The sequence below is a fragment of the Algibacter pectinivorans genome, from assembly GCF_900112595.1.
Taxonomy (GTDB): domain Bacteria; phylum Bacteroidota; class Bacteroidia; order Flavobacteriales; family Flavobacteriaceae; genus Algibacter_B; species Algibacter_B pectinivorans.
Genome location: NZ_FOMI01000007.1, coordinates 53,804 through 65,621 on the forward strand (window position 1 = coordinate 53,804; position 11,818 = coordinate 65,621).

Annotated in this window: 9 protein-coding genes; all 9 read right to left on the minus strand. The window is 31.3% G+C overall.

Annotated features, from left to right (window positions below; all coding sequences use genetic code 11):
- Position 1: 1 nt before the first annotated feature.
- The 9 genes from mobC to BMY96_RS11215 all read right to left on the minus strand — a co-directional run bounded on the left by mobC (position 2) and on the right by BMY96_RS11215 (position 11,786).
- Positions 2-340 carry a plasmid mobilization relaxosome protein MobC gene (mobC, locus tag BMY96_RS11170; RefSeq protein WP_092852172.1) on the minus strand — a complete coding sequence of 113 codons (339 nt, stop codon included), beginning with the start codon at positions 338-340 and terminating at the stop codon, positions 2-4.
- 117 nt (positions 341-457) lie between these two features.
- Complete coding sequence (locus BMY96_RS11175) at positions 458-1,297, minus strand: DUF8464 domain-containing protein (RefSeq protein WP_092852174.1); 840 nt, start codon at positions 1,295-1,297, stop codon at positions 458-460.
- Positions 1,298-1,518: 221 nt separating this feature from the next.
- Entirely contained in the window at positions 1,519-2,724 is a 1,206-nt protein-coding gene (locus BMY96_RS11180) for a primase-helicase family protein (protein ID WP_092852176.1), read from the minus strand.
- Between the two features lie 95 nt (positions 2,725-2,819).
- Complete coding sequence (locus BMY96_RS11185; protein ID WP_092852178.1) at positions 2,820-3,110, minus strand: DUF3853 family protein; 291 nt, start codon at positions 3,108-3,110, stop codon at positions 2,820-2,822.
- A gap of 186 nt (positions 3,111-3,296) precedes the next feature.
- Entirely contained in the window at positions 3,297-4,259 is a 963-nt protein-coding gene (locus BMY96_RS11195) for a hypothetical protein (protein ID WP_092852182.1), read from the minus strand.
- Positions 4,256-5,542, minus strand: a complete 1,287-nt coding sequence (locus BMY96_RS11200) for a site-specific integrase (protein WP_432416258.1) — start codon at positions 5,540-5,542, stop codon at positions 4,256-4,258. Before BMY96_RS11200 ends, BMY96_RS11195 begins: the two co-directional genes overlap by 4 nt.
- 479 nt (positions 5,543-6,021) lie before the next feature.
- The gene (locus BMY96_RS11205; RefSeq protein WP_092852184.1) at positions 6,022-8,160 is read right to left on the minus strand and encodes a beta-glucosidase; all 2,139 of its coding nucleotides are present in this window, start codon (positions 8,158-8,160) and stop codon (positions 6,022-6,024) included.
- Between the two features lie 59 nt (positions 8,161-8,219).
- Positions 8,220-9,449 carry a CehA/McbA family metallohydrolase domain-containing protein gene (locus tag BMY96_RS11210; RefSeq protein WP_092852186.1) on the minus strand — a complete coding sequence of 410 codons (1,230 nt, stop codon included), beginning with the start codon at positions 9,447-9,449 and terminating at the stop codon, positions 8,220-8,222.
- A 108-nt stretch (positions 9,450-9,557) separates the two neighbouring features.
- A complete protein-coding gene (locus BMY96_RS11215; protein WP_092852188.1) occupies positions 9,558-11,786 on the minus strand; it encodes a WD40/YVTN/BNR-like repeat-containing protein in 2,229 nt (742 codons plus the stop codon).
- Positions 11,787-11,818 lie beyond the last annotated feature (32 nt).

Sequence of the window (11,818 nt, forward strand, 5' to 3'; positions counted from 1 at the left end):
GTTAGTTAAGTTTAGATTTTATATCAATAATGTGTTTTTTTAACTCTTCAATATCACTTATTATTAAATCTTCATCTGTTAATTTTAACTTGATTCCAGAATTTAATTTACGAGAGATTTGATTTAAATTATTACCTATTTTAAAAAGTTGTAATATGTAATTTTTGGTTTCTAATTGTTTTTGTTTTACTTCTAAAATTGGTTTCCCTAGTTTCTCAAGTACACATTGTCGGATGTAGAAAGAGGCTTTCACTTGTAATAATTCACATTGATTATTTAGTAGAATTTTATCGTTAAAATCTAAATAGAATACCATTCTAGTCTTATTTTGATTATTCATTATTTTATATTTTTTTAGTTTGTTTTTTTTCTATGAGCATTTTTATGCGAATAGCAAGGTTTGGTTAATGTGCACTTTTCGTGAACATTAGCCACACCTTGCAAATAACTGACCGCATTAATTTCGATTCACTAAATAGTGATTTAAGTCATTGTAATTTTTATAATGGATTCTGCTGTCTATAATTTTACCATTTGCATTTTCTATTAAAAAATCGGTAGCTATATTTCCTGCTTCATCGTTATCCATAAATAATTTTATTACAGAATATTCATTTAATAAACCCATTGTTTTCTTTACTAAAGAAGTAGAGTTAAGTATGATAAAGTTTTCTTTCGGAATTTCATTTTTTATAGAAAAATATGAGAGCAGATCAGACCAAGATTCAAATATTGAAACAACGTTAGAATTATTATTTATGGTTGTAATTTCTTTTTTACCTAAGCAACCTTTAAAAAATTCATTTCTAATTTCTAATCCACCAACATTATTCATAAATCCAATTCCGTAGTTTTCTTTTCCATTAGAAAAAGAGTAATGAACTTGAAAACAAAATTGTTTTGCAAATTGTAAATTGATTTTCCTGCTGCTTAAATAATCCAATAAATTTTGATTCGTTAATTCGGTTACTTTTTTAATAGAGTAGGTTGGTTCTGGTTCAATGATAACTTGTTTTTTTTGCTGGTGAAAAGAAAAAGAACCTTCGGATAAAATAACTAAGGCTTCTCTGATTGAACAATTATTGTAATTTGTTACAAAATCAATGATGGTTCCTCCAATACCAGAACTATGGTCAAAGAATACGTTCTTAGTAGTATTAACTTTAAAAGATGGTGTTTTCTCTTCTTTAAAAGGAGAATAAAACCAAACATCTTTTGTATTGGTTTTGCCTGTTCTAAATCCTTGTTTTTTTAGGTAAGAAGCTAGGTCTATTTGTTTTGCTTTTTTACAATTCATTTTTGTTTGTATTATGCGTATGAAGAATATCTAAAAGTTGATGATTTGATGACGATACTCTTGAATCTCTTTACAGTAAAGGGAAAGTTGCGTCATCAACTTGTCATCAGGTCATCAGATTTTTTTAAACATGTCATCATTTTTTTTATTGATGACGCTTTGATGACGGTTTTGATGACGGCTTAGGCCCTTATTATTATTGATCTAAGAGTATATATAGGCTAGTCCGTCATCAAATCATCAAAGTTTTTACCTAAAAAACTTTTTTTGATGGTGAAATACCTTCCTTTTGTGTCTACAAGTATGATTTCTCCATCACTAAGAATAACAAATTTTTGATAGTTAAAAGAGTTGTTTTTTCGCTCAATTTTCCACTCTTTTTTTAATAACGCACGAAGTTGTGTTAAATCCGTTTTAACTCTTGTTTTTGTAAGCGCATTTAATAAATCCATCAAACTAAAGTGTACTTCTTCTAACTCAAATTTCTCCATAACACTTAAAAGAAGGTGTGCTATTTCTTTTTCCACTCTATTTCTATTATTGTTTACTAGTTTTTTAAGCGCAGGAGTATAAATTTGTTGTGCAGTAAACCACATTCTAGTTTTTCTTTCACTAGCAAATTTTCTATTTTTAATAAAATGTAGAAAGGCTGGAATTTCATCAATTAACTTATCTAGAAAATTAACATCTTCTTGTTTGATTACAGGAACTTTAATTACCCAAAATCTAATCTCATCAGAATCAATTTTAATGAATGAATTTTCTTTGTTGCTACACATAATAAACTTACCAAAAAAGTCTACTTCAAATCGTTCTTTACCCTTAGCCTCAATCTTATTTTTATTTGATGTGGAGAGATATTTTATTTTTTCCGTTATTTCCTCTTTTTGAAGAAAAGCTTCGTCTAAACCAAGTATTAGTTTGTTTCCCCAATCCAAGTTGAAATTGCTGTTTAAGGAGTGACTATCCAAGTAGCTCATATTCTGTCCAAATACTTCTTTTAAATATTTTAAAAATGAACTTTTACCTGTAGAACGTTCTTTACTAACCAAACATAGAACAGGGAGTATTTGTGTTGGAACCTCATATAAAAGCTTAAAATAATCTAGCCCAAGTTCAAACTGTGAACCAAAAATGTGATTAAAAAACTTAATAGTGTTTTTAACACCACCTTCTTTTGGTGTATGGTTTAACGGAGAATAGGTATTGTAAAACCCATAAAATTCTTTAGAAAAATCAAAATGATCCGGGAAACATATTTTACCATGATATTTAGGAATATCATCTAAATACTTCCTGCCATGGTCTTGTATAATGGTAGAAACATCCCATTTTATTAAAGCTTCGTTAAATTGATTGTTTATTGTTGGAACTTGTACTATTTTATAATAGGATGTACCAATCCTTAAATATGGTATATCTGACATATTTATTGAGATTATCCGTATATTTGTTCTATACGGTGGTTAATACTGTGTTTTGAAAATATTCTAAAGCATTGAGCGGACACTCTATGCTTTTTTTATTTAGACGCCTTCATAAGTTCTAAGGCTAGTTCAGAATCAACAATAATTTTACGACCATCTTGAATGATTGCTTCATCTATTTTTCCTGATTTCTTAAGTCGGTTTGCAGAAGAAATACTGCAATCAAAAAGTTTTGCAATTCCTCTCATACCATAAACATACTTTTTACCTTTTTCTGGCTCTAAAGTTTTTATAGGCACTTCGCTGTTTAATCTATTCTGTAGGAATATAAACTCTTCCCCTGTCATTTGGAAGAGTGGTTTGTCTCTTAATGTTTCTAAATTCATTTTTTAATAATTTTAATTATACAAATTTGGCTAACTATTTAACCTTGTTTGACAACAAATTTAGAGTCACTATGCTGTGGATAAAGTGTGGAAATATCAAAAAAAAAAGCGCTTTAATAAAGCGCTTTTTTGTGTTACAGGAATTGATATATGGTTTTTATGTGGATTTTGAGTTTAAAAAAACCTTTATGATGTTAATGGTACTAATATAGTTTTAAATAAAGTATCAAGTGAGTCCGCAAACTCCTTCTGTTTTTCAGAACGATCTTCCCAGACTACAGCTTTGTATTGGCTATTATAGTATTTTTTTGTTGTATTTATTTCATTTAAAATTCCATCTAACCATTGTTCACTAACTTCTGTATTTAATAAATCATTTTGCATTTTGTAGAAAAGGTAGAATATCATTCGTTTATCCTTAATTTTTAGATAAGATATTGTGTTTTTAAGGTTTAACGTATTGTACAGTTCTATTTCAGTTATTTTTTCAAAAATAATTCCATTGTATTCTTTATGTATGTGGTGAACTACCCCCATATTAAAGAAGCTTTGTTTATGAATTTTTAAATAGTTAGAATCATAAGGTTTGTAACCTTTAAAATTCGCCTCAATAAGATTTTTAATCCATACACTAATATGGTACATATCTTCATGATAATTATTAATTAAGAAACCAACAGTATTATAAAAACTTGTTCTGAAAAACTTTTCTCGATCTGTCAGTTCTATTATTTGATCAAGTCTAGCTTGAACCTCTTGTTCAGTGTAATTGTTTTCTGGTAATTTTTGTTTGTTAAATTCATCAAGTCTTAGTTTTTCTCTAGGGAGTTCTTCAAAAAAATCACTGTATTTTATGTATAGTTTAATGTTTTTTTCAGTTGCAATTTTTAAATCTTTCAGCAGTACTTTTCTTTCTTCTTTATCCGTTTCTGGAGATATTTTTTCAACAATTTCAAATCTTAATAGAATCTGTTCTAAAACATGTCGATAAATATCTTGAGAATCATAATCAAAACTATCACCGTTTGAATTTATTTCTTTTTTCCAATGTAAGTTATTTAGATCATTATAAATACAAGTAAGCATGACTATACTGCCATCTATGTTGTTTACATTTACTGTTTCATTTTCTTCCTCCATGTTTTTCATAACTCATTAAATTTTTCCATTGCATTTTTCTTTGTTTTATCTGCAACATCAATATAGGGTTTCATTGCTTTGTAATCTGAATGTCCTGTCCATTTCATAACAACTTGAACAGGTATCCCTATAGATAATGCGCTACATATAAATGTTCTACGACCAACATGCGTACCTAATAAATCGTATTTTGGTATTGTTTCATCTTTTCTTTTATTTCCAACATAATATGTTATTCTTACGGGCGTATCAATTTCAGCTAATTCTGCTAAATCTTTGATGTAATCATTCATTTTTTGATTAGATATTACAGGTAGTGCCTTGTTATTTTCATAAGGAATATCTTTATATTTTTCAAGGATAGCTCTACTGTGTCTGTTTAATTCTATAATTAAGCTATCAGAAGTTTTTACAGTAGTAACTTCTATATGATCTTTTTTAATATCACTTCTTTTTAGATTATATGCGTCTGAATATCGTAATCCAGTATAGCAAGTGAAGAAGAGAATATCACGAACTCTTTCTAAGTGTTTTTTAGTGCTAGGGATTTCATATTTAAGCAGTTTTGATTTCTCTTCTTCTGTTAGAAATATTACTGTTTTATTAGCGTCTTTAATTTTTGGTCTAAAACTTTGATAAGCATCATTATTATGATGTTTTTTTTCGAAACTCCATCTAAGAAACCATTTTATAAAACCAAGCTGTTTTTTTATGGTGCTATTTCGCATTTTCTTTTCTTTCCTAAGATGGATAAGATAATCTGTAAGTCCACTTTCATCAAAGTCTTCAAATTTAGAATCTGGGTTAAAGCTTGTAATATGTTTTTTTACTGCTTTAAATTTTGTAAGTGTTGCATCGCTCCAATTATTTAAACGACTATTTTCTTTTACAAATAAATCAAATACATCAAAAAGGGAAGTTTCTGATTTTTTTTCAATTTCAACTTTTCCTTTTTCTTTAAGGCTTTTGGCTATTGCCCTAATCTCGTCTTTATTGGGGATATTATCTTGACTTTCACATTCTTGAAAAAAATCTTGAATAGCAACTTTCAATTCTAAAATACGAGAATTAATAGCAGAGGAACTTTGTTCTAATTTATTGTATGCGCCATTTTTAACCTGTTCTTTGTCTTGATTCCATTTTGCAATATCTATACGATACCCTGTTTGGATATCTAGACGAGTGCCTTCGTAATTTACCCTTAAACGTATTGGTACATTTTCAGTAATTAATTGACCTGCTTTTTTTCTCTTTTCGAGTGAGAAAATTAAATTTCGTTTTATTTGAATCATACCTATAAAAAAGTTACACCCAAATTTACACCCAATTTTTAAGAAATCAAATGATATTCTATGATGTTTTAAAAAACTTAAAAAAATAAAACCTTATATTTAAAGGGATTTTGAAGCTTTATGGTTTTTTACGAACAACTAGGTGATAGAGCCTCATTCTCCGCAAGGAATTGCTTTAATTCCATAAAAGCCCATAAACATAAAGTTTATGGGCTTTTTATATTTTGCTTAAGACAGAAATTAAAGTTATGTTATATTGTATATAGGAAATAACACAGATGCGTACACATTTTTAAATAATAGGGCTATCAAGTTTTGAAATATTTGATCAAAATTTAAAAATTTGAAATGGATTCCTTTTTCTTTTATCTATTAAAAAATAGAAGTACAAAAACATTAGCTTACCACTATATCATTGATAACTATTTGTTTTAAAGCTTCGGACAACAATTACCAATAAAACAAATAGCCAGTTAATTTTAGTCTAAACTTATAATTTCTTGATTAGTTATTTGGCGCGAAGATGTTCCGACAGATATTATATACTTTCCTTCCTCAATTTTCCAATTATGAGTTTGTACATCCCAAAAAGAAAAGGCTTCTTTAGTTAAATTAAATGAAAACGTTTTGGTTTCATTAGGTGCTAATTTAATTTTATTGAAAGCCTTTAACTCTTTAGTAGGTCTCACAACAGAACTTTGAAGAGCTCCCACATAAACCTGAACTACCTCACTTCCTGCTACAGAACTGGTGTTTGTAATTAAACCTTTAATGTTAATTTGTGGCGTGCTTTTATTGGAATTAGTAACTTCAATTTTTATATCTGATATTTTAAAAGTTGAATAGCTTAGTCCAAAGCCAAATTCATAGGCCGGTTTAATACCTTTGGTATCAAACCATCTGTAACCTAATAGGACGCCTTCTTTGTAGTCCATATCATAACCATGAATAGCAAATCGTTCTTCGGCTATAAACGAAGCCTTACGTGGCGCAGGATCTACTACAGCATGAGGAGGCCAAGTCTCTAAAGCATGTGGTCCATAATCTTCAAGTTTTTTAGCCATTGTAAAACTTAGTTTTCCTCCTGGGTTTTCTTGTCCACTTAAAACACTAGCTATGGCATTACCTGTAGATTGACCAGCATACCAAGTGCATAAAACAGCGTCTGTTTCGCTTTCCCAAGAGCTTGTTTCGAAAGCGCTAGCAGACTGTACTACTACAGCGGTTTTAAATTTTTTATTCCACTTGTTAATGGACTCACTTTGGCTGTTAGGTAGAGTTATGTTATCCATATCGTGACCTTCACTTCCTTGTTGACCCTCGGCAAAGTATAAAACTGGATAATTTAAACTTGAATATTCTTTGATTTTTTGTTCACTAACATCATCGATATTTTTAATTTCAATCAATCTTTCTTTACCATAAACTCTAATTAAGCCGGCTAAAGGTGTTGAAGAAAACTCAGACTTAACTTTGCTAGACCCCTTTCCAAAAGCAACATGAGATACAGCTGGCCCTGTTACTATTATTTTGTTAACATTATTTACTTCTAGTGGTAATAAATTACTGTTGTTTTTTAATAAAACCATACCTTCTGTTGCTGTTTCTAAAGCTACTTTTTTATGTTCGGGTGTATTTACTTTAAATATTTTTTTACCCTTCTTCTTATCTAGAAGCCCAGTACGTTGGTAAAGCCTTAAAATACGATACACGCGCTCATTCAAATCTTTTTCATGTATTTCGCCATTTTTTATTAGCTTTAATAAATCTCCATTTCCATATACATAAGCACAAAACCCCATACTCATATCTAATCCTCCTTTAAAACTTGATAAAGGCGTATAAGCTGCACGCCAATCGCTAACAACAACGCCATCATATTTTAAATTATCTCTTAAAATAGTACTAAGTATTGTCTCGTTCTCGGCAACATGAACCCCATTTACAAGGTTATTTCCAGCCATAATTGTCCAAACGTTTGCTTCCTTTACAACTTTTTCAAAAGGAAAAAGATGTAGCTCTCTTAGCGTTCTTTCATCTAACTTAGAACTAATGAAGTGTCGTAACCCGTCAATATCATTGGCTACTATATGTTTTGCACATCCTGCAATATTATGCTTTTGTAACTCTTCGATATAAATATTTGCAAGAGTTGCTGTTAAAAAGGGATCTTCTCCCATATATTCAAAATTTCTGCCGCCTAAGGGCGATCTCATTAAATTTATACCTGGACCAAATAAAACTTGTTTATCGAGAGAAACCATTTCATTAGCCAATACATTCGCGTATTTACGAACAGCTATTGAATCCCATGTACAAGATAAAGAAAGTGTAGAGGGCAGAGCTGTAGTTGGTTGGCTGTCGTCAAAATCGCGTAAACCAACTGGACCATCTAACATTTTTATAGGTGGTATATTTAATCTAGGAATACCTCCACTCTCAAAACGATCGGGTATATAATCTGAAATAAATCCATGAAGAAGGCTTACTTTTTCTTGAACAGTTAATTTATTGATTATAAGATTTATAGGGTCGTCTGTATTTTTTGAAGACTGCCCCCGGCTTAAAGTTGTAAATAGTGCTATTAATAGCGTTACTATAATTTTATTAAATGTCATATTGTAATTTTTATTTTGAAGAATGTTTATAATTTAATTTATATGTAATAATTAGCTTTTTAATTTGAAATCCATACTGGTGCAAGCCAAGACACGGGCACTGCAGCCTCATTATTACTTTTGGTATTATCCCAAACCTGAACAAATAAATATGAATCTATATACTTACTATCTACAGAAATATTCCAATAATTTTGGTGCTTTATCATTTTGGGTTTTAAAGACTTAATGATTTTACCATGACTAGTTACAATATCTATTTTGGATATCTTATCGGTATAATCATTTATATCTGGATCATTTACATAAATTTTTAAATTATAGCTGTTAGATTTTGAAATTACACTTCCCATAACAGAGTCATTTACAGAATAACGGCACTCTAAATTTTTGTCGAAAGAGGCATACGTTCTTCGTTTACGCATAGCCCTTAAAATATCTTTAGCTGTATTATTTTTGGCTAAAACAAAGGTTCTTGACTCTGCCTCAGATATATCAGTATAATTATGATTATCAATACCTGCTACAGGAGAAACCATCCATCCCTTGTCTAAGGCAGCTATAAAGCCATCAAACTTAGATTTACGATTGTTAATAATTTCTAGTAAGGTTATTATTTCTGTAATTTCATCATCCCGATAGGCCCAATTATTAAATTGGTCTTTTTTAGGGTGATTAAAGATTACAACTACAGGATTATTTGTTTCTTTATTTATAGGGTTTTCCTTTAGCCAATTATAAAAATATGGTATATCAACACCAGGAGTAATGGCATTAATATAATTAGAAGCCCCAAGAACATTGAAATGACCTCTACCGTTATTGCTATCATTTTCTGAATGTTCTACCCCCATAAAAGCTGTAAAATTTTGGTTAGACGCTTGTTCTGCTTGTTTTTTTCCAATAGCCCATGCCGTATTATTTTTACCACTAGGATAAAAGGCTTCTTCTTGTGAGTGATCTGTTACACAATAAAAATCATACTTCGCTTTTTTAGCCTCTAAAAAATGTTTTTCTGGTAAGCCTTGAAAAGCATCCCAATTGTCTTTTAATTCTTTATTTTTTGGCCTACTTATAAAAAGTGAATCTATAAATAAAACCTTATCGCCTTTAACAAAACCTGCGCTACGTTTTAAATGACTACCATGCGAATAAGAAAAAATAGTGTGAGCATGAGTATTTCCATTATAAATTTTTAAATTACTAAAAGGTATTTGATTGTTTTGAGCCGTTAAAGACCAGCAAAACACATATAAAAAAACACATATAAAAACTTTATTTTTCACCATAATTAACACGCTTTAAGTTTTTAAATAAAATTTATTTAAGCGACAGAATAAAAAAAACTATAGACGGCATAAACGTTTTACCGCCTATAATTTATTTATAAAGAACATTTAATCGTTAGAAGAAATTATCATGCCTTTGCCATTACTAATTAAAACTATATAATCATCTGACACCGCTAAATCTGTAACTGTTGGAGCCACCCTTCTTAAGTTGTTATCTGCAATATCGCTCCATGCATTTTGATTTGTATTAGGATAAACATTTCTATATAGTGCACATTCCGAGTTACCTGCATTTAATGGTTGTGCAAAAACAACCAAACGACCTGTAGGATCTAACCCCATTGCTCCAGGGTTATTTGTTGGGAAAGATAAATTATATACGGTACTTGAGCTCGAAGCATTATCCATTCGAAGGACTTCAGTTGGAGTAGAAATGTATAGTATATCATTAACACTATCATAAGCTAAATAGCCTTGGTCTTTGCCCGCTGCCGTTGTTAATACCTGAGTCCAATTTACACCATAGTCCGTGGTTCTCCATACGCCAGACTTTCTATCGTATACAAATGAAACTGCAGCTCCATTAGACACTACCGAACATCTAAGACCGTTATTAGTTTGAGCTCCCATAAAACTTGTAGTTCTAGTTGTCCAAGTATTCCATGTATTACCGGGTTTATCTATTGTTCTAATACCGCCGCCATCAACTGCAGCAATAATACGCTCCGTTCCACCAGGAAAAGCAACCCAAGAACAACCTATAATTCGCTTTGGAGATGCTGTATTTGAAACTTCATTAATAGTTGGTGAAGATGTATTTAGAGCACTCACTATTCCAAACTTACCTAACGTAGTATTATTATCTCTCTCATTATTAGCAAGAGCCAATTCAGATCCATCAGGAGAAAAAGTTAGTCCATGACCGGTTGTAACACCTCCAAGTCCAACTGAATTCCAATTACCCCCCCCATTATTAGATACCAATAAGTCATGATCTATATTTCCTACCGCTATAACTCCAGAATCATTAATATCTACATCTCGATAGGTTAAAATTTGAAAACCATTAGCTGGCCTCCATGTAACTCCAGAATCCTCGGTTGTCCAAATTGCCGAAGTAGAACACACAACCCACTTATTGGCATCGTGCGGAGATACTTGAATGGCAGCTATATCACATTTTGCCCCTCCTAAAGCCCAATTTCCGTGGGTATCGAATACAAGTAAATTTTCATTACTTCCCCAAGGGTTTTTAGATACACCGGAGGCTGTGGTATTAGTCCAAGACGTTCCGCTATCATCAGATAACCAAATATCTCCATTTCCGTCGGCTGTTCCAACCACAATTCTATCTGTATTCCATGTATTTGCATCTCCGTGAATAGCTGTAGACATAACTGCAGTACCTATACTTCCTGTAATATCAGATAAATTACCATTAGATGGCACATATCTTCTTACTCCAAAACGACCACAGGCTAGATAAAGTCGGTTACCTAAAACAACCATAGATTCTACTACATCTGGTATATTTGAAATTTTCGTACCAGAAGGCGTTCCATTCAAGTTACTAATAAGCCACAGCCCTTTATTGGGAATAGATGAATGGTCTCCCCATAACCCAACATAAACTGCATTAGAATCTGTAGGATGTTTGGCCATAGCACGTACATGCACAGCTCCTGTACCAAATATATTATTTAATTTAGTCCAATTTGAACGATTATCCGTAGAAATCCAAACACCATCTTTATAAGTGCCAGCTACCCAAGTAGCCCCACTTACCCATTGAATTAAACTTGGATCTGTAGATCTTGGTCTACCCGAAGGTAAAGGCGCATTACTATTTTGGGCCGAAAATGAAATATCGGCAGAATCGACATTCCAAGAATCGCCACCATTACTAGACGAAATTACTTCTCCACCTATACCCTTAAAACCTGTTCCTCCCACAATTACCGTACTTCCGTTAACATTAACCGCATTTAGTGCAGCAATTTTTTGATGAGAATCTTGGTAACCCAAACCTTTACATGAGGTTATAAAACTTTTACCATAATCAGTTGAAACACCGGTGCCTCCAATATCCGACCCAAAATAAATTTTACCAGGCACATTAGGATCCCACGTTACCACATTTGGGTATCCTCCTCCAACAGGTCCCGATTGCTCAAAGGCTATGGTACCAGATACTAAGTTAGACGATGTACTACTTTTTAAATTTGATTCTGTAAAAATATCTTTCCATTGACATCCAAAACAAAAGGAAGATGCTATTAAAACTATAGAAAAAGCTATTAAAGAGTTTTTCAATTTTCTTTTGTTATTTTTCATACTTAATATATTTAGTTAGTTAGTTATTTAAA